This is a genomic window from Acinetobacter sp. YH12043 (assembly GCF_013419915.1).
Classification (GTDB): Bacteria; Pseudomonadota; Gammaproteobacteria; order Pseudomonadales; family Moraxellaceae; genus Acinetobacter.
In genome coordinates this window covers 1-21,535 of the sequence record NZ_VOZD01000023.1, presented here as the reverse complement: position 1 = coordinate 21,535, position 21,535 = coordinate 1, and the positions used below count along the sequence as shown (strand labels likewise).

20 protein-coding genes and 1 pseudogene are annotated in these 21,535 nt (G+C 44.4%); 17 read left to right on the top strand and 4 right to left on the bottom strand.

The annotated features are described in order from the left end of the window. Positions 1-39: 39 nt before the first annotated feature. The 12 genes from FTU01_RS11590 to FTU01_RS11535 all read left to right on the top strand — a co-directional run bounded on the left by FTU01_RS11590 (position 40) and on the right by FTU01_RS11535 (position 10,661). On the top strand, positions 40-786 hold the full coding sequence (locus FTU01_RS11590) for a YciK family oxidoreductase (protein WP_004781375.1): 747 nt from the start codon (positions 40-42) through the stop codon (positions 784-786). Positions 787-1,012: 226 nt separating this feature from the next. Continuing rightward, entirely contained in the window at positions 1,013-1,432 is a 420-nt protein-coding gene (locus FTU01_RS11585; protein ID WP_180002558.1) for a hypothetical protein, read from the top strand. Between the two features lie 183 nt (positions 1,433-1,615). Continuing rightward, complete coding sequence (locus FTU01_RS11580; RefSeq protein ID WP_004781372.1) at positions 1,616-1,771, top strand: hypothetical protein; 156 nt, start codon at positions 1,616-1,618, stop codon at positions 1,769-1,771. Positions 1,772-2,077: 306 nt separating this feature from the next. Next, positions 2,078-2,473, top strand: a complete 396-nt coding sequence (locus tag FTU01_RS11575; protein ID WP_180139189.1) for an RcnB family protein — start codon at positions 2,078-2,080, stop codon at positions 2,471-2,473. Between the two features lie 222 nt (positions 2,474-2,695). Then, positions 2,696-3,058, top strand: a complete 363-nt coding sequence (locus FTU01_RS11570) for an RcnB family protein (RefSeq protein ID WP_159124174.1) — start codon at positions 2,696-2,698, stop codon at positions 3,056-3,058. Between the two features lie 132 nt (positions 3,059-3,190). After that, a complete protein-coding gene (gene argA, locus FTU01_RS11565) occupies positions 3,191-4,534 on the top strand; it encodes an amino-acid N-acetyltransferase (protein ID WP_180015462.1) in 1,344 nt (447 codons plus the stop codon). Between the two features lie 335 nt (positions 4,535-4,869). Then, positions 4,870-5,829, top strand: a complete 960-nt coding sequence (locus FTU01_RS11560; protein WP_180025298.1) for a sulfonate ABC transporter substrate-binding protein — start codon at positions 4,870-4,872, stop codon at positions 5,827-5,829. A gap of 88 nt (positions 5,830-5,917) precedes the next feature. Beyond that, positions 5,918-6,850 carry a sulfonate ABC transporter substrate-binding protein gene (locus tag FTU01_RS11555; protein ID WP_257218576.1) on the top strand — a complete coding sequence of 311 codons (933 nt, stop codon included), beginning with the start codon at positions 5,918-5,920 and terminating at the stop codon, positions 6,848-6,850. 16 nt (positions 6,851-6,866) lie between these two features. Continuing rightward, positions 6,867-8,042 (top strand): FMNH2-dependent alkanesulfonate monooxygenase, encoded by a 1,176-nt coding sequence (ssuD, locus tag FTU01_RS11550; RefSeq protein ID WP_166137591.1) that lies wholly within the window; start codon positions 6,867-6,869, stop codon positions 8,040-8,042. Then, on the top strand, positions 8,042-8,857 hold the full coding sequence (gene ssuC / locus FTU01_RS11545; protein WP_180025300.1) for an aliphatic sulfonate ABC transporter permease SsuC: 816 nt from the start codon (positions 8,042-8,044) through the stop codon (positions 8,855-8,857). Before ssuD ends, ssuC begins: the two co-directional genes overlap by 1 nt. Before the next feature lie 25 nt (positions 8,858-8,882). Beyond that, positions 8,883-9,689: an ABC transporter ATP-binding protein gene (locus FTU01_RS11540; protein WP_180011124.1), complete on the top strand. Its 807-nt coding sequence runs from the start codon at positions 8,883-8,885 to the stop codon at positions 9,687-9,689. 348 nt (positions 9,690-10,037) lie between these two features. Further along, a complete protein-coding gene (locus FTU01_RS11535; RefSeq protein ID WP_005232857.1) occupies positions 10,038-10,661 on the top strand; it encodes a TetR/AcrR family transcriptional regulator in 624 nt (207 codons plus the stop codon). A 72-nt stretch (positions 10,662-10,733) separates the two neighbouring features. On the opposite strand, the gene FTU01_RS11530 is transcribed toward FTU01_RS11535, so the two are convergent. After that, complete coding sequence (locus FTU01_RS11530) at positions 10,734-11,297, bottom strand: 5'-nucleosidase (protein ID WP_180011126.1); 564 nt, start codon at positions 11,295-11,297, stop codon at positions 10,734-10,736. Between the two features lie 255 nt (positions 11,298-11,552). Here FTU01_RS11530 and ribF point away from each other — a divergent pair, with 255 nt between their 5' ends. The 5 genes from ribF to FTU01_RS11505 all read left to right on the top strand — a co-directional run bounded on the left by ribF (position 11,553) and on the right by FTU01_RS11505 (position 17,148). Then, positions 11,553-12,554, top strand: a complete 1,002-nt coding sequence (ribF, locus tag FTU01_RS11525) for a bifunctional riboflavin kinase/FAD synthetase (protein ID WP_034705207.1) — start codon at positions 11,553-11,555, stop codon at positions 12,552-12,554. Between the two features lie 64 nt (positions 12,555-12,618). Next, positions 12,619-15,465: an isoleucine--tRNA ligase gene (ileS, locus tag FTU01_RS11520; protein ID WP_180139186.1), complete on the top strand. Its 2,847-nt coding sequence runs from the start codon at positions 12,619-12,621 to the stop codon at positions 15,463-15,465. After that, on the top strand, positions 15,458-15,997 hold the full coding sequence (gene lspA, locus FTU01_RS11515; RefSeq protein ID WP_004781354.1) for a signal peptidase II: 540 nt from the start codon (positions 15,458-15,460) through the stop codon (positions 15,995-15,997). The genes ileS and lspA overlap by 8 nt, the downstream gene beginning before the upstream one ends. Beyond that, positions 15,990-16,472 carry a peptidylprolyl isomerase gene (locus FTU01_RS11510; protein WP_125278879.1) on the top strand — a complete coding sequence of 161 codons (483 nt, stop codon included), beginning with the start codon at positions 15,990-15,992 and terminating at the stop codon, positions 16,470-16,472. Before lspA ends, FTU01_RS11510 begins: the two co-directional genes overlap by 8 nt. 133 nt (positions 16,473-16,605) lie before the next feature. Next, the gene (locus FTU01_RS11505; RefSeq protein WP_180011127.1) at positions 16,606-17,148 is read left to right on the top strand and encodes an NADPH-dependent FMN reductase; all 543 of its coding nucleotides are present in this window, start codon (positions 16,606-16,608) and stop codon (positions 17,146-17,148) included. A 255-nt stretch (positions 17,149-17,403) separates the two neighbouring features. Here FTU01_RS11505 and FTU01_RS11500 read toward each other — a convergent pair. The 3 genes and pseudogenes from FTU01_RS11500 to FTU01_RS11490 all read right to left on the bottom strand — a co-directional run bounded on the left by FTU01_RS11500 (position 17,404) and on the right by FTU01_RS11490 (position 21,265). Beyond that, positions 17,404-17,800 (bottom strand): annotated as a pseudogene (locus FTU01_RS11500) (tautomerase family protein). A 376-nt stretch (positions 17,801-18,176) separates the two neighbouring features. Next, positions 18,177-19,334, bottom strand: a complete 1,158-nt coding sequence (locus FTU01_RS11495) for a PQQ-dependent sugar dehydrogenase (protein WP_180139183.1) — start codon at positions 19,332-19,334, stop codon at positions 18,177-18,179. A gap of 143 nt (positions 19,335-19,477) precedes the next feature. Next, entirely contained in the window at positions 19,478-21,265 is a 1,788-nt protein-coding gene (locus FTU01_RS11490) for a GGDEF domain-containing protein (RefSeq protein ID WP_180139180.1), read from the bottom strand. Between the last annotated feature and the right edge of the window lie 270 nt (positions 21,266-21,535).

Genomic DNA, 21,535 nt, shown 5'->3' with positions numbered 1-21,535 from the left:
TACTGAAGACACTTAACAATAATAATGAGGAGGTAGATAATGAAGTATTCAGAATATCAACCTCGCCCCGATCTGTTAAAAGATCGTATCATCCTGATCACGGGTGCGGGCGATGGCATTGGTCGTGCAGCAGCAATCAGCTATGCCCTGCATGGGGCAACTGTAGTTCTGCACGGGCGTACCTTAAACAAGCTTGAAGTCATTTATGACGAGATTGAAAGCTTAGGTGCGCCGCAACCTGCCATTCTCCCATTGCAGTTATCTAGCGCCTCTGAACGTGATTATGAATTATTGCTCGACACGCTCGATCGCCAGTTTGGCCGTCTGGACGGGATTTTGCATAATGCCGGTATTTTAGGCGAGCGAGTGCCACTGGCAGATTATCCGGTTAATGTCTGGGATGATGTCATGGCGGTTAACCTTCGTGCGCCTTTTGTGATTACCCAAGCCCTGTTACCCCTGCTGGAAAAATCCAAACATGCTTCTGTGGTCTTTGCCAGTTCCGGCGTAGGTCGTGAAGCCCGGGAATGCTGGGGCGCTTATTCAGTTTCAAAAATTGCCATTGAAGCAGTGAGCCAGTTATTTGCCAAAGAACGGGTCAATTCGAATATCCGTTTTAACTGTATCAATCCAGGCGCTACACGTACGGCAATGCGTGCCAAGGCTTATCCGAATGAAGATCCGAAAACCTTACCGACACCGGATTCCATCATGCCAGCCTATCTGTACCTGATGGGTGAAGATAGCTTGCATATGAATGGTCAAAGTATTGATGCTCAAGATTAAGCTTTAATTGACGCCTATTTAAAAGCCAATGTCCGCATTGGCTTTTTGTTTTTTTTAAACTCTATAAAGATAAGACCCATTTGAAAGCTGGCTTATTCTTCTGCCCAATTCATCCAGATTTCAGACTGAATCAGCCAGACCTTTCTTATTTCTACAATACTGTCTTTATTCAGTTCGCTGCAAATTCCCCTATACTAGCGCCAACAGATTTTTATTTGAGTGCAACATGACTGACTTAAACAACATCACCGTGACGACTTTGGAAGATGGCATGGTCTCTCTGCTGGTCGATCAGCAGCCGATCTCTGAAAAATACGGCATGAAGTTTGATGCCAGCATTGTCGATGACATTCAGGCACTCGAAAATGGTCAAAAACTGAAACTGTTTGACCAGTTTGTCTTTTCCCATACCGATCTGAATTTTGAACATTCCTATCATTATGTGACGGGTATCGAAAAGCTGGGCGATCGTTATCAGGTAGCGAAACACTTTGTCTATCGCATCAAGATCGAAGGTCAGCCTGAAATTGAACATGTGATCAGCAATCAGGGCAAAGCAATGACAGCAGAAGATGTGCGTACTTTTATTCAGGCACATGTACAGAAATCCCTAAGTGACTATACTGATCTGAACTATGCCTATTAAGATCGTTCATTAGATCCCGAAAGAGCACATTTACGGATGATGCTCTTTTTTTATCCTTAAATTCTTTAAAAAACAGACATAAATCGTTTTAATGAATCAATAATATAAAATTATTCGGTTTTCCAAATTAATATAAAATTTTTATAATGCTTTTCAAGTTAAATCAAAGCGAAGGAAAATTTAATGGCAGACCAAAAACGTAAAACTGAAACTATTCGTCGTATTGAAAACTTGCAGTTATCAACTGCCCTGATTTTGGCTTTAGAAGATGCAGTCGAGGCAGAGTCTGTGGCTGAAGCCATTCAGTCCTTACAGGGTTTAACGGAACAGTGGAACTGAAAAATTGCAATGACCAAATCAAGATCCGGTGTTTAAAAAGAATATTTTTCCACTAATTTGAGACGGTTTTGATACACAATTCAGGACATTGCGCTTGCATCTTGATCCCGGTTTTGCTGAAATGCCAATGGGGCTGGGCATAACTGGTCAACTGACTGAAGTGCATCCTAAGCTTATGTAAAATCATGGCATAATCATAATTTCTCTGTAATTGATATAAAACTTCAGCCAGTTCTTCACAGTTTCTCTGCAATTTTTCCGTACATTAGTTACTGTAGAAAATGAACAATTGAATGAGGGCTCAACATGAAAAAGGTTCTGGTAGCATTGGCGATGTCCTGCAGTGTATTCATGCTGGCAAATGTTGCAAACGCTGCCCCTCATTTCAATGATGAACAGCGTATGGAACGAGGTCCGGGTCATCATCAGGCCAAGAAAGCGCGTGAGTTCCATGACGATCACCAAGACCAGTATGATAAACGCCGTATGCGTGAAGAACGTGGTGTTAAACGTCTGCAGCAGTTACGCTGGCAGCCTGGCTATGTCATGCCGCAGCATTATCGCAGTAATGGCTACAAGGTCGAATATAAGGACCATAAACTGCCTAAACCAGACCGTAAGCAGCAATGGTACAAAGTCAACAATGACTACATTCTGGTGAACTCTGAAAATAACAGTATTGTCCGGATTATCGGAGACTGATTTAGAACCTGATGCAAAGCCCAACCTCGTTTGGGCTTTTTGATTTTTCGGATGAGCCTTTTTAGGCTTTTTCTTATTTTAGAGCTTTCCTTTTAATCGTGGCTAATCTCCTAAATTCCTTCATGAATTTAACAATTCCACTAAACTGGCCTCACGCTTTCTATCTACTTATTCGCTAATTTAATCTCATCGAAAACATGTACAGATTTTTAGGTGAGAGCCATGAAAAAAGTTTTAACTACAATTGCCTTATCTCTTAGTGCGCTGGTTGCTACTTCTGCAATGGCAGCACCGCAGCATCATGATCCACGTTATGCACCGCATAAACCAGCACCGCACTGGAATCATAAAGATGCGAAAAAATGGGATGACCGTCGTTACAACAACCGTGGGGTTAACCCAAGCCGTGACTGGCGTGTAGGTCAAAAACTGCCAAACCAGTATGACAACCGTCGCTTTGAAGTCAGTGGCTATGAAGCACGCCGTTTGCCGAAAGCAGGTAAAAACCAGCAATGGTATAAAATCAATGGTGACTATGTACTAGTCAACGATCGTAATGACAAGATTGTTCGAATCATCAACTAATCATTCTCTTTTCTGCCCTTCTAGCAGACACCTGAAGCTCGCTTCAGGTGTTTTTTTATATCTGTACTTCCACTTCAGTATTTTTTCATTAGAATCAAAGCTAGATCTTTAAATATTGAAATAGGCACAGCTATGACTGCAGCAGAAACCTCACCGAGCAACACCTTGCAATATGTGCACTGGTTTCGCCATTCTGCGCCTTATATCAATGCTCATCGCAATAAAACCTTTGTGATCATGTTTGATGGTGAAGCGGTATTGCATGGCAACTTTCAGCACATCATTCATGATATTGCCCTGCTCAATTCTTTAGGAATCCGCCTGATTCTGGTACATGGCGCGCGTCCGCAAATTAACCAGAATCTGGCTGCGAGTGGCTTCGAGACCCCCTTCCACCAGCAGCGTCGGGTCACAACTCGTGAATCCTTAAGCTGTGTACTGAATGCAGTAGGATCGATCCGTTTACAGATTGAGGCGCTATTGTCGATGGGGCTGGCCAATTCACCCATGTATGGTGCGCGCATTGATGCCGTTTCAGGAAATTTTGTGACAGCTAAACCTTATGGCATCCGTGACGGGGTTGATTTTCAGTTAACTGGTGAAGTTCGGGCGATTGATACTGATGCGATTCAACGTCATCTGGACAATCATAATATTGTGATTCTCGGTCCGACCGGCTATTCAACCACAGGCGAAGTTTTTAACCTTCTAGCTGAGGAAGTTGCCACCAAAACTGCGACCCGCCTCAAAGCCGATAAACTGATTATCTTGGGTCGACAGCATGGTCTGCTCGACAGTAAGGGCCAGTTAAAACGGGAAGTAACCCCACAGCAACTGGATGACTATATTCTTTCTGATGAACAGGATATTGAAATTCGGCTCCAGCTCAAGGCCGCTCAGGAAGCTTCCCGAAATGGCGTCAATCGTGTTCATCTGATTTCATATACCTATGACGGCGCCCTGCTGGAAGAACTGTTCACCCGGGATGGTTCCGGCACCATGATCACCGATGCGCATTATGAAGAAGTGCGTATGGCCGACATTCAGGATGTTGGTGGCCTGATCCGCTTGCTTCGCCCCTTGGAAGAAGAAGGCATTCTGGTTTACCGTTCGCGGGAACGTCTGGAAAATGAAATTGACCAGTTCGCGGTAATTGAGCGTGACGGCATGATTCTGGCCTGTGCTGCCCTGTATCCGATTCCGACTACGGGCAATGAACTGCGTTCCGCAGAAATCGCCTGCGTTGCAGTAGATCCAAGTTACCGTCAATCCAACCGCGGTAGCCAGATCCTGCATTATCTGGAAGATAAGGCCAAAAGTCTGGGTATTCAGCAACTGTTTATTTTAACGACCCGTACCGCACACTGGTTTCTGGAACAGGGTTTTGAACCGGCATCAGTAGATGATTTGCCTGATGCCCGACAGGCTTTTTATAATTATCAGCGCAATTCAATTGTCTGTAAAAAGTCACTTTAAAGTGACTTTTTTATGCGCTCTCATATCTCTATTTTAGATAACGATATTCATAAAACCTGTATTCAGCATAAAAATCCTATTGCTGATTTTCTAATAAGCATATCTGGCCACTTTATTTAGAATAAATAATTTTATATTTCATTGTCTTATATAAATAATTCTTTCTTCCTAAATTAATGTGTAAATCACTTTCCTGCATAAGTTTTGCACTTTTTTATTTATCTTTTTTCTTCATTAGAAATTCCTGAATAGTTATTTTTTTAGAAAAGTAAAAAGCTTTAGCGTATGCCTAAGTTCTTCATTTCACATTTCTAAATTTTCAGGAGTTCTGATTCATGCGCCAATCACACATTCAATTATTCACAAAAACTGCGGTCCTTAGTGCTGCGGTGGCTGGCGTGATGATGCTGTCTGGCTGTGGCAAAAAACAGGAAGCCGTGACCCTGAATATTGGTTTCCAGAAATATGGCGTACTGCCGATCTTAAAAGAACGTGGCACCTTAGAAACGTCATTAAAAGAACAAGGCGTGAATGTGAAATGGGTTGAATTCCCGGCTGGTCCTCAGTTGCTTGAAGGCTTGAATGTCGGCAGCGTATCTTTTGGTGAAGCCGGTGAAGCGCCACCGATCTTTGCTCAAGCAGCGAACTCAAATCTGGTCTATGTGGCCAATCAGCCTGAAGCACCGAAAGCTGAAGCGCTAATCGTACAAAAAGATTCGAATATCCAGTCAGTTCAGGATCTGAAAGGCAAACGTGTTGCCTTAAATAAAGGCTCAAATGTTCATTACTTACTACTCAAAGTCCTTGAAGCCAATAATCTGAAACTCAGCGATATCGAAGTGGTTTACCTGCCACCTTCTGATGCCCGTGCCGCTTTCGAACGCGGTGCTGTCGATGCCTGGGTGATCTGGGATCCGTTCTTCGCTGCAGCAGAACATCAGATTGGTGCCCGTGTCATCGCCACGGGTGAGAACATCGTCAGTAATCATCAGTTCTATCTGGCAGATCGCAAGTTTGCTGAAGCCAACCCACAGATTATTGAAGCTGTCGTGAATGAACTCAACCTGACCACTGAGTGGGTTTCTGCTCATCAGGATGAAGCAGCCAAACTTCTGGAAAAACCGACAGGCCTGGCCTTTGATGTATTGAAAACATCTATTTCACGCATGGGCTTTGGGGTAAAACCACTCACTCCCGAAGTGGCACAAAAACAACAACAGGTGGCTGATGCCTTCTATGGCCAGCAACTGATTCCAGCAAAACTGAATATTCAATCTGCAATTATCGCGAAGTAAACCAAAGAACAATTTAGGGGATTTAATCATGACTCAACATCAGCTACACAACAAAGCAATCACATGGTTCAAGACCTCCAGTCATGGGATGAACGCTGCATTAGTTGCTTGCGCGATGTTGGGTTCAAGTGCCGCTTGGGCAGTGGATCCTTCAGTTAAACAGCTGCGTGTGGGTTATCAAAAAGCCTCTGTAAACCTGGTGATTGCACAGCAGCAAAAGCTGTTTGAAAAGGAATTTCCAAATGCAAAAATCAGCTGGAACGAATTTCCAGGCGGACCACAAATTCTAGAAGCACTGGCGGTAGGTTCTATTGATGTAGGTGCAACTGGAGATACACCTCCTGTCTACGCTCAGGCAGGCAATAAGCCATTGCACTATTTTGCTTATGAAACTGCAAAACCTTTATCTTCTGCCATTCTGGTCCAGCACAATTCCAAAATTACCAAGCTGAGCCAGCTCAAAGGTAAACGTGTTGGCGTGCACCGCGGTTCAAGCTCACATTATTTACTGGTACAGGCAGTACGCAAAGCGGGTCTGCAATGGACCGATATCCAACCGGTCTGGCTAAGCCCTGCTGATGCGCGTGCAGCTTTCCAAAAAGGTGCGATTGATGCCTGGGCGATTTGGGATCCGTACTATGCTGCGGCTCAAGTAGAAGATAAAGCCAGAGTTTTATCTTCAGGTAAGGGCTTAAGTCCCAATTACACCTTTTACCTCGCTTCAGAAAATTTGATCAAAAATCACCCGCAAGCCTTAAAAGGCATTATCAAGCAGGTCAATGTTGCAGATAAATGGGTACAAAGCCATAAGGCTGAAACTGCAAGCATCTTTGCACAAAGTACCGGTCTAAAACCGATTGTCAGCCAGACCTTTATCCAGCGTCGTCCGAATCCGTCTGGTGCGGCACCGCTCACCAAGAAAGTAATTGCCGATCAGCAGGAACTCGCAAACCGTTTCAGCGAACTCAAGATCATTCCGAAATCTATCAATATTCAGCAAGCCGTTTGGGCAGGCAAATAATCTAAGGATCAAAGACATGAAAATTTTCTGGTTTATCCCGACACATGGCGACAGCCGCTACTTAGGTACCAGCAAAGGTGCACGCCAGGTTGATCATGCCTACATGAAGCAGATTGCGGTTGCGGTCGATAATCTTGGTTATGAAGGTGTATTAATCCCGACTGGCCGTTCATGTGAAGATCCGTGGTTAACCGCAGCCAGCCTGATTGATGCGACTAAAAAACTGAAATTCCTCGTCGCGCTGCGTCCAGGTGTTACTACGCCTGCTCTGACTGCACGTATGGCTGCAACCTTTGACCGTCTGTCTGGTGGCCGTGTATTGCTGAACCTGGTGACGGGTGGTGATGAGCAAGAGCTAAAAGGCGACGGCGTTTATGAAGATCATGCAACACGCTACAAGACTGCAGCTGAATATACGACAATCTGGCGTGAAATTCTGACCCGTTCACATACCGGCGAAAGCTTCACTTTCCATGGCGAACGTCTCAGTGTAGATGATGCCAAACTGCTTTATCCACCAATTCAAAAACCATATCCACCACTCTGGTTCGGTGGCTCTTCAGATGCAGCCGTTGAACTGGCCACTGATCAGGTTGACACTTACCTGACTTGGGGTGAGCCACCTGCAGCAGTGAAAGAAAAAATTGAAAATGTGCGTGCCAAAGCGGAAGCGAAAGGTCGCAAGCTGAGCTACGGTATCCGTCTGCATGTGATCGTGCGTGAAACCAATGAAGAAGCATGGAGAGCAGCAGACGAGCTCATCCAATATGTGGATGATGCCACCATTGCTGCTGCACAAGCGAAATTCAAGCAAATGGACTCTGTCGGCCAACGTCGTATGGCTGAGCTGCACAATGGCGACCGTAGCAAACTCGAAGTGTCTCCAAACCTGTGGGCAGGTGTAGGTCTGGTACGTGGCGGTGCAGGTACAGCGCTTGTAGGAGATCCAGAAACTGTCGCAGCACGTATTCAGGAATATGCTGATCTAGGTATCGATACCTTCATTTTCTCAGGCTACCCACATCTGGAAGAATCGATCCGTTTTGCGGAACTGGTATTCCCATTACTTCCGCTTGAAACTCAGCAAAAACTGGCTCAGCCAAACCTGACTGGTCCATTCGGTGAGATTGTGGCAAATAACTACACTCCAGATGAGAACAAGAAGGCTGAGAGTATTCAGGAGCCAGCTTAATGTCGAAAGTCGTTTCAGTTGAAACCCTCGCAGAAAAGAAGGTTTCACGTGGAACACAGCTTGGGCAGCGTTTGCTGCCCTGGTTAGTTCCTGTCGGATTAATTCTACTCTGGCAAATCGCGTCGAGTACCAGTTTGCTGGAAAGCCGCATTTTGCCTGCACCAAGTGCCGTAGTCATCGCGTTCTGGAATTTGCTGCTCAGCGGTGAATTGTGGACACATGTCAAAGTGAGTGCTGGCCGTGCCTTAAGTGGTTTATTAGTAGGTGGTGGTCTAGGGTTGGTTTTGGGTCTACTGAATGGTTCATCCAAAACTGCCTCTACCCTGCTCGATACCACCTTGCAAATGATCCGTAATATCCCGGCTTTGGCCTTGATTCCACTGGTGATTCTCTGGTTCGGAATTGATGAATCAGCCAAGCTGTTTCTGGTCGCGATTGGTGTGTTTTTCCCGATCTATATCAATACCTATCATGGCATTCGTTCAGTTGATCCCCAGCTGATCGAGATGGGTAAAAGCTATGGCCTGACCCGCTGGCAGCTTTATAAAGAAATCATCCTGCCAGGGGCAATGCCTTCAATTCTGGTCGGTCTGCGTTTTTCACTCGGTCTGGTGTGGGTACTGCTGATTGTGGCGGAAACGATTTCTGCCCAGTCCGGTATCGGTTATATGACCATGAACGCGCGTGAATTCCTGCAAACCGATGTCGTACTGGTGGGTATTTTACTGTATGCCCTGCTCGGTAAACTGGCAGATGTCCTGGCCGTGGCCTTAGAACGATTCCTGCTGCGCTGGCATGCTGGCTATCAAAAATAATTGAAAAAATATTGAGGAGCATGTGATGACTGATCTCAGCTTAGGGCGTCTTGCCAATGATCCGACTGCAGTGCAGGAGCCTGCTGCAACCGATATCAATCCCAATGCAGTTGCCGGTGCCGAAATTATTATTGAACAGCTGCACAAGTTCTATGGCTCGGTGAAGGTACTGGAAGATCTGGACCTGCATATTCAGCCGGGTGAATTTCTGGCGATTGTTGGACGTAGTGGCTGTGGTAAAAGTACCCTGCTCCGTCTGATTGCCGATCTTGAAAAACAGAGTTACGGTGAAATTAAATTCAAGTCTGCGCGTCATATTCGTGAAGGTATTACCGCTGATGATATCCGCGTGATGTTCCAGGATCCGCGTCTATTGCCATGGCGCAGCATCGAACAGAACGTACAACTTGGCTTACCAAAAGACCAGCATGGCAATGCTTCACAAATGCTGGAGAAAGTCGGCTTAAAAGAAAAAGCTGGGCTTTGGCCTTCACAACTATCTGGTGGTCAGCGTCAACGTACAGCTCTGGCACGTGCCTTGTCACATAAGCCGCGTATTTTATTACTAGATGAACCACTTGGTGCGCTGGATGCCCTGACCCGTCTGGATATGCAGAACCTAATTGAAAAATTATGGACTGAACAGGGCTTTACCGCGATTCTGGTCACCCATGACGTGAGTGAAGCCGTACAACTGGCAGACCGGATTATCCTGTTGGATAAAGGCCATATTGCCAAAGAGTTCAAAGTTGATCTTCCACGTCCACGACAAAAGAATGTGAAATTCGCCGAACTTGAACAGCAGGTTCTGAATGCCGTTCTGGCAACCTAAAATGTGAGGGAATCTGGAATAACTGTTTATTCTGGATTCCTTATTTCGAATCAAGAGAATATCTGTCTCACTGATTATTTATTCAGCAATTGGCAAAATTTCAACTTCATTCATTAATTTTATTTTAACTTTATGATGCTTCAATGTAATAATTAGTACTTAAAAAATCATCAACCTTTTCAAAAGCTTGGTTTTTAATTCCTGCGCCTTAAACCGATACTAATTATATCTTTAATCTAAAGAATAAATCATCATTATTCATAAAATTAGCACCTGACTTGATGCACAAATCTGATGATTTGACGTACAATTAAAAATTCCCTTTTTAATTGTTTTTAATATTTGCTGATGGAACAAAAAAAGAGTACTCAAAAACGCAACCAGCTGCTGAATGCTGCACTCGATGTTTTTTCCCTATACGGTTTTAATGGGGCGAGTTTAGATGAGATCGCGCAAATTGCAGAAATGCATAAGTCGAATATTTTCTATTATTACGAAAATAAAGAGGCGCTCTATGTAGAGGTTTTAACGACCGTTCTACAAAAATGGCTGGCACCTTTACAAATGCTAGAAGCTGATCTTGAGCCTGAAGAAGCGATTACCAATTATTTGATGCAAAAAATTGAAGTATCGCGTACCCAGCCTAAAGCTTCACGCCTGTTCGCTCTGGAAGTGATTCAGGGTGCGCCGCACATTTTAGAAATATTAAAAGGTCCATTGAAAAAACTGGTCAAGCGTAAAGCCAAAGTGATTTCAAACTGGCAGGAACAAGGCAAGATTTCTAAAGATATCGATCCTGAACTGCTGATTCTGAATATCTGGGCGGTAACCCAGAACTATGCAGATTTCGCGACTCAGATGGAAATGGTAACAGGCAAGACCTTACGTAACCGCAGCATGCAACAACGGATTATCCAGCATACTGTACATATGATGCTGTACGGCGTACTTCCGCGTACACAAGAAAAATAGGTCAACGCAAAAATTATTTGGCATACGACCATAAATTTTATGGTCGCCGACCCCTTCTCTCACCCTTTATTATTATTTTAACGTTCGATATAAATTCAATAATTTCTGCGCACCCAGCAGCAGATTCTCTTCCCAGTCCAAGTGAGCGCTATCATCTGCACCGTCAGTAATATATTTGACTGAAATCAGGCGCACATCCAATTTTCTGCATACCTTGGCCAGCGCATAGCCTTCCATATCCACCAGCTGACAAGCCACTTTTGGTAAGTCTATTTCAAAGCTGTCCCCTGTTCCACAAACCCCTTTCGGTAAATGGGCAAAGAACGGTTCCAGATCAATTGCACCCGGCAAATGATTATCCATCGGGGTAATGCCGACGTCAAACCCCAAGGGTGAAACATCCATATCACGTTGCACAAAACGCTTAACTTCGACCAGTTCATGCGCCTTGAAATGGGAACTGCCTGCGGTGCCCAGATTAATCAGGGTCTTACAGCGAGTTTTCTGAATCACTTCAAAAGCCTTAAAAGCAGCATTCACCTTGCCGATGCCACTATAGTGGACTTCTACACCTTCTGCTTCGAACAAACCTTTGGATTCACTGGCCAATGCCATGATGAGTGCCGAATCTGACATGCAAACTACCCGAGACTGAGAAAACCGTGACATTAGAAAGCAAAATCCAGGCAATGAAAAGCGGGTTTTTAGATTTCTGTTTTGCAGATCTTTCACTTAAATAACCGCAGAAGATTCTTGGATGGCACACTTTCTTCTTGATGGGTTTCGTGATTTTTCAATAATTTTTTTGCATAAAAACACAACAACAAGACGAATCGTTGAGATTATGGCAATATATAGCCTTTCCTATTTTTCAATTCCCTGATTTCGCCTATGCAGCTGCTCCGTCTCAATGCTTTAGCGTCACATTCTGAATTGCCAAAAACCGCCGTTACGATTGGTAATTTTGACGGCGTGCATCTGGGTCATCAGGCCATGATCAAACAGTTAAAAGCTGTTGCAGAAGCTGAGCAACTAAAAACTGTTGTGATGATTTTCGAGCCACAACCGCTTGAATTTTTTAAAGGTTATGAAGCACCGCCGCGTATTTCCTCTTTGCGTGAAAAAGTGGAATATTTAAGCGAACTGGGTGTGGACTATATTGCGGTCGCCAAGTTTGATCATCATTTTCGTAGCCTGAGTGCCGAAGCCTTTGCCGACATTCTGAAAGATAAACTGAATGCAGCGCATCTGGTCTTGGGGGATGATTTTCACTTTGGTAAAAACCGTCAAGGTAATAGTGAATTCCTGCGAGACTACGGATTTAAGGTTACCAACCTGCATACCATTGCCTTGGATGGTGAACGGGTCAGTTCTACCCGCATCCGTCAGACTCTGCAAGCGGGTGACCTGGCTCTGGCAGCCAAATTACTGGGACGTCCTTATAGTATTACCGGCCGGGTGCAATACGGCGACCAGATTGGTCGTACCATTGATTTCCCGACCATTAATGTCCGGTTAAACCGGCATAGACCCTGTCTGCAGGGTATTTATGGGGTTGAAGTCGTCTGTGAAACCGGATCACTCAGCGCCAAGGTTCAGCAAGAAAATCCTGAACAGCCGGGTATTGCCGGCTATGATCAGGGCAGCCTGTTTGGTGCCGGTCATGTAGGTACCCGCCCTGCGATCAAACAGACTCATCCGGAATGGCGATTAGAAGTACATTTTCCTGATGTTTCTGCTAATCTGTATGGCCTGTTAATGCGGGTAACCTTCTTGAATTATCTGCATGGCGAAAAAGATTATCCTTCGCTTGAAGCGTTAAAGGCCGGAATTGATGATGATGTTGAGAAACTGCTTGAGTTTCGTCGAAAACACCCCACATTTCCCTTTTAATGTCCCGTATTTTTATTGTAAAACGTGTCAGTCTAATGACTGATTAAATTGGAAGACAACTTGCATGAGCGATAAGCAAACTCCTGAAAATGCAGTGGATTATAAAGCCACGCTGAACCTCCCAGGTACTGACTTTGCAATGAAAGCAAATCTGGCAGTACGTGAAGCGAAATGGTTAGAAGAGTGGTATGCCGATGACATTTATCAGCAGATTCGTGCATCGCGAATTGGCAAGAAAAAATACGTGCTTCATGATGGCCCTCCATATGCCAATGGCCAGATTCACTTAGGTCATGCAGTCAACAAGGTACTTAAAGACATCATCATTAAAAGCCGCATCATGGACGGCTTTGATGCGCCTTATGTGCCAGGCTGGGATTGTCACGGTCTTCCAATTGAACTGAAAGTTGAAGAAAAAGTCGGTAAGGTCGGCGTTAAAGTGGATGCGCCTACTTTCCGTAAAGCTTGCCGCGAATATGCATTGAGTCAGGTGGAGCTACAGAAAAAAGACTTCATCCGTATGGGCGTGTTTGGTGACTGGAGCAATCCTTACCTCACCATGAACTTCAAGCAGGAAGCCAACATCGTGCGTTCACTCGGTGAAATCGCGAAAAATGGCCATATCCAGCCAGGTCTTAAACCGGTGAACTGGTGTCTGGACTGTGGTTCAGCACTGGCTGAAGCTGAAGTTGAATATGAAGATAAAAAGTCAGACGCGATTGACGTGGGTTTCACCGTGGTGGATCTGGCGGATCTGTCTGCACGTTTAGGTGTTGAAGTTAAAGACTCAACCGATATCGTGATCTGGACGACTACGCCTTGGACCCTGCCTGCGAACCAGGCGGTTGCTCTGCATGCTGAAATTGAATACCAGCTGGTCGTTGCACGTGGTGAAGATAAAGCTGCACAAAACTTTATCCTGGCTAAAGATCTGGTTGAATCTGCAACTGAGCGTTATGGCTTTAACGCGGTTGAAGTGATTGCCGATTTTGCTGGTGCGAAACTTGAGAATCTGGTACTGCAACATCCTTTAATTGCTGAGCGTCAAGTGCCAGTCATTCTGGGTGAACACGTTATCGCAACCAGCGGTACTGGCGCTGTACATACTGCGCCTGGCCATGGTGTAGACGACTATAAAGTTGGTCTGCTGTATAATCTGAAAGTGGATAATCCTGTAGGTGGTAATGGTGTGTATTTACCGACTTCACCACTATTTGCAGGCGAGCACATCTACAAGGCCAATCCCCAAATTATTGCGGCACTTGGCGAAGCTAACAAGCTATGGGCACATAAGCCGATCAAGCATAGCTACCCGCACTGCTGGCGTCATAAAACTCCAATCATCTTCCGTGCGACCCCACAATGGTTCATCAGCATGGATGAAAAAGGTCTGCGTCAGGGCGCATTGAATGCCATTGAAAATGACATCAGCTTCGTTCCGGATTGGGGTAAAAACCGTATCCAGGCAATGATCGAAGGCCGTCCGGACTGGTGTATCTCACGTCAACGTACTTGGGGCGTGCCAATCCCATTCTTTGTGCATAAAGACACCAATGAACTGCACCCACGTACACCTGAACTGATCGAAGAAGTCGCAAAACTAATCGAACAGGAAGGTATTGATGCCTGGTATAACCGTGAAGCCAAAGACTTCATCGGTGATGATGCTGAGCAGTACAACGCGGTTCGTGATACCTTAGACGTATGGTTTGACTCTGGTACAACCCACTATGCAGTGCTGCGTGACCGTGAAGAATTAACCGATCCGGCTGATCTGTATCTTGAAGGCTCTGACCAACACCGTGGCTGGTTCCAGTCTTCATTATTGACCTCTATGGCAATCAATCAACGTGCGCCATATAAAGGTCTGCTGACTCACGGTTTCGTGGTTGATGAGAAAGGTCGCAAGATGTCGAAATCGCTGGGTAATATTATTACTCCGCAAGACATTATCAAGAACATGGGTGCAGACGGCCTGCGTTTCTGGATCGCTTCAGCAGATTACCGTTATGAAATGACCGCAGGTAAAGAAATTTTTAACCGTGCATCAGATGGTTACCGTCGTATCCGTAATACCCTGCGTTTCTTGCTGGCAAACCTGAATGGCTTCAATCCGGAAACTGATGCACTACCTGTAGATCAACTGATTGCACTGGATCAATACATCCTGCAACGCGCCAATGATGTACAGGAAACCATCAAGAAAGCATATGAAGATATGAACTTCCATATCGTGACCAATGCCTTGACCAATTTCTGTATTAACGACCTCGGTGGTTTCTACTTAGACATCATCAAAGACCGTCAGTACACCACTAAAGCAGATTCACAGGCACGTCATTCTGCGCAAACTGCGCTGTATCATCTGGTACAAGCCTTTGTTCGCTGGATGGCACCAATCCTGAGCTTCACCGCTCAAGAAGCATGGCCACTAATTCCAGGTCAAAGCGAGAAATATGTGTTCACTGCTGAATGGTACGATATTCCAGTTTCAGCACAGGCAAACCTGTTGTCTGAAGCAGACTGGCAAACCCTGATTACAGTGAAATCTGCGGTGAACAAGCACATTGAAAATGCGCGTAACGAGAAACTGGTGGGTTCAAACCTGTCTGCCAAAGTTGAGCTGTGGGCCAATGATGAACTGAAAGCTGTTCTAGACCGTCTGGGTGATGAGCTGCGTTTCGTTTTGATCACTTCTCAGGTAATCGTGAATCCATTTGATGCTGCTCAAGGCAATGACGCTGAACTTGAAGGCCTACACGTGAAAGTATCTGCGGCAGATGGCGAGAAATGTGTACGCTGCTGGCACGTGCTTCCTGATGTGAATACACATGCCTCACATCCAGGACTATGCGGTCGTTGTATTATTAACCTCCCGAGCGGCCAAGGTGAAGAGAGAAAATATGCCTAACCCACAGCAGAAAAAGGGTCTGTTCCAGTTCTATCCTCACAATTTGTGGTGGATCGGACTGGCTATTCTGGCGATCATTTTAGATCAATGGACCAAATGGATTGCGGTAACACATCTGGAATATGCAGATCCGGTGCCCGTCCTGCCCTTTTTAAATTGGACACTGTTACATAACTATGGCGCTGCCTTTAGTTTCTTGTCCGATGCCGGTGGCTGGCAACGTTATTTCTTTACTTCTCTTGCAGGCTTAGTGTCTGTGGTTTTCGTGTTCTGGCTGATGCGTATGCCAAAGAGCATGAAAGTATTACCATTAGCGGTTGCCCTGATTCTGGGTGGTGCTATTGGTAACCTGATTGATCGCATTTCTTTGGGTTATGTGGTTGACTTTATTCATGTCTATTATCAGAACAGCCACTTCCCTGCTTTTAATATTGCGGATAGTGCCATTACTTTAGGTACGATTCTGCTGCTGATTGATACGTTTTTCCTGGAAAAACACCGAATTCAACGTGCACAGGCGCAACATGACTGATTTTATTAATCCTAACGAGGAAACTCGTGTTGAAGACGGCTCTAAAGTCGAGCTTCATTTTTCTGTCGCGATCGAAAGTGGCGTAGAAATTGACAATACCCGTAGCCGTGAAGAACCGGTAAGCCTGACCATTGGTGATGGCAACCTATTACCAGGTTTTGAAAAAGCCTTAATGGGCTTGCGTGCCGGTGACCGTCGTACTGTCAGCCTTCCACCCGAAGAAGCTTTTGGTCCGTGGAATCCTGAAAATGTTCAAAAATTTGATACGGTGAAATTTGGCGAACGTCCGATCGAAGGTCACATGATCGAGTTTGAAGACAAGGCCAAATCGACTTTGTATGGCGTAGTAAGATCCGTAAATGATGATATTACCGAAGTGGACTTTAATCATCCTCTTGCAGGTAAAAATATCACCTTTGAAGTCGAAATCTTCAAAGTCACTCCGGCTGGCCAGCAAGGCGTGAAGCTGATGTAATATCAGCTAATCACATGATTTAAAAGAGCTCCTTCGGGAGCTTTTTTAGTTTCTGGATACAAATCCTCTCTAGTCTCTATTAATAAATCTGATTAATTTAATTTGATGAGAATACGATAAGAAAGGGAAAGATATGAAAATTTATATTGTGGTTGGCAGTGTGCGTGAAGGACGTACAGCAATTAAGGTCGCACATTGGGTACTACAGGAAATTAAAAAATATGGTTTTAGCACGCTTGAAACCGAACTTGTCGACTTAAAAGAATGGGACCTTCCGCTTTTTGCTGGTTCTCATCCTCCATTGACCGGTATTTATGATCAGCCGAAACAGCAGGAATGGGCCGACTTTATTGCCCTTGCGGATGCATTTATTTTTATCAGCCCTGAATATAACCATGGCTATAGCCCGGCATTAAAGAATGCTCTTGATTATCTGGCCAAGGAATGGCAAGGCAAACCGGCAGCTTATATCGGTTATGGCGTCACCAACGGCTCACGTTCCATTGATCAAATCCGTCAGGTCGGCACTCAGCTTGGCATGGTGGATACCAATGCCATTGTAGAGCTGCGGGACATTTTTAGTCGCAATAAGGACTACAGCTTTGAAGGGAATGAATTCGAAAATAAAACACTTAGAGATGTCGTGGATAAGCTGATCCAATATGTCAGTGCCTGAGGACGACAGCGATGTGCGCTTTAGCCTACAGGCAGCGCAGAATTTGTCGGCTATTCCCACTTTCAGTTCAAGGCTATAGTTTGATTCATAGACAGACAGGAAGTCTGCAAAGCGATACAACAACAATAAAAAGCGCAGAGTAACAGGACGTTGACAGGTTAGACAGGAGTCAGATCTGAGAAGCAAATCCAGAAAAGCCTCAACAGGATGTTGGGGCTTTTTTGTATTTAAAATCTGGTATTTTTCTTAAAAAAATCAGATTTCTACATTAAAGCCTAAATTGACATCACAGGCCGCTTGCCCACCGCGGATTCCCCAATTTTCCAATGGACTTTCTCGCAGATGAATCAGAATATGATCAGGCGGAATGCCCAATTTTCCCAAGCTTTCTATAATCTGCTGATACAGTTTGCGCTTGGTCTCCAGACTTCGGGCAACGAAGCAGTCAATAGTGATCAAGGTAAAGTATTCAGGCTGGGCCAGATGAGCCCATATATTGAAAACGATGGGCTTCATGTACCACCAGCCGGATATTACGGTCATAGTCAGGCAGTTGAAAGGCATTTTTCACACAGTGAAATACGCTGTCGAGTAACTGCTCTTCATCAGCCTGGGAATATTGCTGCCGGACTTCAATTTGAACGGTAGGCATGTGCTTCTCCTTTCTATTATGTTATGGAATTTTTTTAAATATTTTTTTATTGAATAGAGAGATGAGCTTCAATAAGGTCTTCTATCTCTACCATATCGTAAAATTGTCCTGATAACTTGGGATTTGATCGGACAAATATTTTCAAGTGAGCTTGTCGCCTCTGGCCTACAGCAGATGCGGTCAATGCCTCTACTCGGTCTTTCTGACTCAGGCTATATTGAGTGCATACCAAGACAGGAAGCCTTGCAAAAACAAGAATAAAACATCGGCAGGATGCTGATTGATACCGGAGGATAGGTATCTGAGCTAAATTTGAAAAGGCCCTCACAGGAGTTGGGGCCTTTTTCTTTCATTCTGATATTAACTATTTAGCTTTTTACTGAGATGCGATCATATTAAGCAACTTGGCTTTTGGACCATCTTCAATCACCCAGAGTGAGCCATCTTTGGCCTGAATCGCACCACGAATCCGCTCTTTCATATCCAGTCGCTGTATTTCTTTCGCAGGATTTTGAGTGGTATCGATTACAATCATTGCCTGAGAAGACAGACCTGTAGCAATGGCTTTATTTTTCCATTGAGGAAAGCTATTGCCAGTATAGAACAGCAAGTCTGAAGGAGAGATTACGGGAGTCCAATCTAATGCCGGTGCTTCGAACTCTGGTCGGGTACTGTGATTTGGAATCGGCTTGCCATCATAATGCTCCCCATTAGAGACAATCGGATAGCCATAATTTTTGCCTTTCATCACTTTATTCAGCTCATCACCACCTTTAGGCCCCATTTCAATCACCCAAAGCTGCCCTTGTGGATCAAATGCCAGACCGAGAGGATTACGGTGTCCCAGACTCCAGACCTGCTTGGCAATTTCACCCTGATTCATAAATGGATTATCGGAAGGAATTGAACCATCATCATTCAGACGAATAATCTTGCCGGCATTGGATTTCATATCTTGAGCTGGATTAAATTGCTGACGTTCACCCGAACTGATCCAGAGTTTGTTATCTGAGCCAAAGATAATCCGGTGCCCATAATGCCCCTGACCGGAAGAAAATTTCGGTACCTGAGTCCAGATTTTTTTGATCTGAGTGAGCTGTGGCGTGCTCTTGGTGAGATCTAACTTGCCACGAACCACGACTGCACCATAACCACCCTGCCCTTGTTCAGCATAACTGAGATATACCCACTGATTCTTGGCAAAGTCAGGATGGAGTACGACATCGCCTAAGCCACCTTGTCCGCCATAGGCCACTTGAGGAATACCCTGAACAGTTTGAGTACTGCGATTGGCTGGATTAAATAATTTTAACTTTCCAGATCTTTCGGTAATCAGTAAACGCTGATCTGGCAGCTCAGTCAGTGCCCAGGGCTCATTCAATTGTGCAAATTCTTCGACTTTATAGGCTTGCTGTGTGGTTTTGGCAGCGGATTGTCCAGCTGCCGGTGATGAAATCTTGTCTTGGGCACAGGCAGTCAGGCTATAGGAACCCAAGCCTAATAATAAAATTGCTGCAATTTGAGTTTGTTTCATTGTTATTTTTCATGCTAATTTCATTCAGATAAGTACCAATTTAGCATTCCAGACAGCGGCTAAAATAATAAAAAAGTAAAGGAATCGTAAGCGGATATAACTTGATCGGATAAAGATAGCTGATGTATTGATTGGATTTTTTATTATTTAATACAGGCTGAATCGCGAAGAATTTTCGCCTGATACAACTGCTGATCGGCTGTTTTCAGTAAACGGTCAACATTTCTATAGATATGTTCAGCATCCATAATCGCTGCCCCAACACTGATACTGATCCAGGACTTGTCATCCCCACGATTGGCATGTTCCAAATTGAGCTTACGGATGACCTCACAAAGTTGCTCGGCAAAAGCTTCGGCTTCCTGCCAGGAAATATCTGCCAGTAAAACCGCAAATTCCTCACCCCCATAACGTGCCAGAAAGCCATTTTCAGGCAATATTTGCTGAATGGTTTGAACCAGTGTTTTTAAAATATAGTCACCTTTGAGATGGTCATAATAGTCATTATAGTTTTTAAAATAATCCACATCGATCATATAAACAGCCAGCGAAGATTGGTTTACGATCGCATGCTCATATTGCTGCTGAAGCTGTTCATTTAAGGCAAAGCGATTATAAGCACCTGTCAGCGAATCCAGCCTCACCTGCTGCGCGAGTTTCTCATTAAGCAGAGTAATATCACGTGTACGGTCCTGAACCTTCTGATCAAGTTCTTTATTCAGGCGCAAAAGCTGCTTGTTTAACAACTCGGTATTAATACTTTGCACCGCATAATCACGGCTGAGCTGAAAGGTAATTAAAATAAAATAGGCACAGGAGGTATAAAATGCAATTTCAACTGAATCAATTACCTTAAGCGCAAGTAAATAGTCATGCAGGAAGGTCAGGCAGACCAGCACCACCGCAATAGAATTGATCTTGGAATAACGCACATGCGATTTGTGCATGCGGTAAGCGCCATAAAGCAGATTAATAAAAACCAGTACTGCAATACTAAAGCTTTGGAAAAAGAAGCTCTGGAAGATATAAGGCAGCGTAAACAGGGTCACAGCCACATTGATACTAATTAACAAAGCTGTGATTTTTAATAAATAAGGATTTAACAGTCGATACGGCAATAAATAGATATAAATCAAGAAGAACAGAGTCGCCAATTCAGTCAGTAAATACTCAAATCGTGTCCCCCATACCCAGGAAATATCCGTGAATAAAGTATAAATAAATGGAACGGCAAAGAAGCTACGTAGGCTCAAGCACAGAATAAATAACCCTAGAAACAGCAGCAAATTACCTGCTTGCGTTTTAAGGCTGCGAAATACTGCAAAGAACACCATAAAGCAGCCAATCATCAGCAGAACGCCACTGATCACACTTAAAGGAATTACCTGATCATAAAACTTATCCAGAATAGGCTGGTTAAAGCCAATAAACATGCTGTTTTCCAGCCCGCCACGGATATGGTGATAACTTGAAGCCTGAATGGTAATCGTCACTTCCCGCTGTGAGGGAAAGAAAGAAGCCAACTTTGGCGCCATCATGGTCTGATGCTGACCATGTATGCCTACCTGCCCTACTTCTATCAGGAGATGATCATCAACATACAGGCGATAAGCCCCATACTGGTATGGTATGTAAACATAAACCGCATGATTAATGGCTGATTCAGGCAGCCTGAAGGTTTTTTGAAAAGTTCCAATATAGTCTTTATGACCTGTTAAGGTCAGGAAAGAATTAGGTAAATGAACTTTTTCAACAGCCAGAGTCTGACTAAAGGAATTTAATGGGGATGGTCGCTGCCCAGAAGTGGGATCAATCAACTGATTGGGATAGAACTCCCACTCTCCATCGAGTTTGACATACTGATGATGATCAAAATTTAATTCTGTTACAGCGTATAGCTGTGGAGAAATCAAACTGAGCCATATCAACACAAATGTGTTTATGAGAATCTGCTGCATATGACTCAGAGAATAAAAAATATTTACAAGAGTAGTATAACATTTTACAGCTGATCAGAGATTATACAGCCGTAAAAAATTAGTCGTTAAAGATAAAAAAGGTTTATATGTTATATATAAAAAAAGCCCCCTGCGTGAGCAGAGGGCTTTTGGAATAATGAGCTGGCGATGACTTACTCTCACATGGGAGACCCCACACTACCATCAGCGCTAAGAGGTTTCACTTCTGAGTTCGGGAAGGGA

Excerpts from the sequence above, each read along its gene's own strand:
- FTU01_RS11590 (WP_004781375.1), top strand. The coding sequence starts at position 40 with ATGAAGTATTCAGAATATCAACCTCGCCCCGATCTGTTAAAAGATCGT.
- FTU01_RS11585 (WP_180002558.1), top strand. The coding sequence starts at position 1,013 with ATGACTGACTTAAACAACATCACCGTGACGACTTTGGAAGATGGCATG.
- FTU01_RS11580 (WP_004781372.1), top strand. The coding sequence starts at position 1,616 with ATGGCAGACCAAAAACGTAAAACTGAAACTATTCGTCGTATTGAAAAC.
- FTU01_RS11575 (WP_180139189.1), top strand. The coding sequence starts at position 2,078 with ATGAAAAAGGTTCTGGTAGCATTGGCGATGTCCTGCAGTGTATTCATG.
- FTU01_RS11570 (WP_159124174.1), top strand. The coding sequence starts at position 2,696 with ATGAAAAAAGTTTTAACTACAATTGCCTTATCTCTTAGTGCGCTGGTT.
- argA (WP_180015462.1), top strand. The coding sequence starts at position 3,191 with ATGACTGCAGCAGAAACCTCACCGAGCAACACCTTGCAATATGTGCAC.
- FTU01_RS11560 (WP_180025298.1), top strand. The coding sequence starts at position 4,870 with ATGCGCCAATCACACATTCAATTATTCACAAAAACTGCGGTCCTTAGT.
- FTU01_RS11555 (WP_257218576.1), top strand. The coding sequence starts at position 5,918 with ATGAACGCTGCATTAGTTGCTTGCGCGATGTTGGGTTCAAGTGCCGCT.
- ssuD (WP_166137591.1), top strand. The coding sequence starts at position 6,867 with ATGAAAATTTTCTGGTTTATCCCGACACATGGCGACAGCCGCTACTTA.
- ssuC (WP_180025300.1), top strand. The coding sequence starts at position 8,042 with ATGTCGAAAGTCGTTTCAGTTGAAACCCTCGCAGAAAAGAAGGTTTCA.
- FTU01_RS11540 (WP_180011124.1), top strand. The coding sequence starts at position 8,883 with ATGACTGATCTCAGCTTAGGGCGTCTTGCCAATGATCCGACTGCAGTG.
- FTU01_RS11535 (WP_005232857.1), top strand. The coding sequence starts at position 10,038 with ATGGAACAAAAAAAGAGTACTCAAAAACGCAACCAGCTGCTGAATGCT.
- FTU01_RS11530 (WP_180011126.1), bottom strand. The coding sequence starts at position 11,297 with ATGTCAGATTCGGCACTCATCATGGCATTGGCCAGTGAATCCAAAGGT.
- ribF (WP_034705207.1), top strand. The coding sequence starts at position 11,553 with ATGCAGCTGCTCCGTCTCAATGCTTTAGCGTCACATTCTGAATTGCCA.
- ileS (WP_180139186.1), top strand. The coding sequence starts at position 12,619 with ATGAGCGATAAGCAAACTCCTGAAAATGCAGTGGATTATAAAGCCACG.
- lspA (WP_004781354.1), top strand. The coding sequence starts at position 15,458 with ATGCCTAACCCACAGCAGAAAAAGGGTCTGTTCCAGTTCTATCCTCAC.
- FTU01_RS11510 (WP_125278879.1), top strand. The coding sequence starts at position 15,990 with ATGACTGATTTTATTAATCCTAACGAGGAAACTCGTGTTGAAGACGGC.
- FTU01_RS11505 (WP_180011127.1), top strand. The coding sequence starts at position 16,606 with ATGAAAATTTATATTGTGGTTGGCAGTGTGCGTGAAGGACGTACAGCA.
- FTU01_RS11495 (WP_180139183.1), bottom strand. The coding sequence starts at position 19,334 with ATGAAACAAACTCAAATTGCAGCAATTTTATTATTAGGCTTGGGTTCC.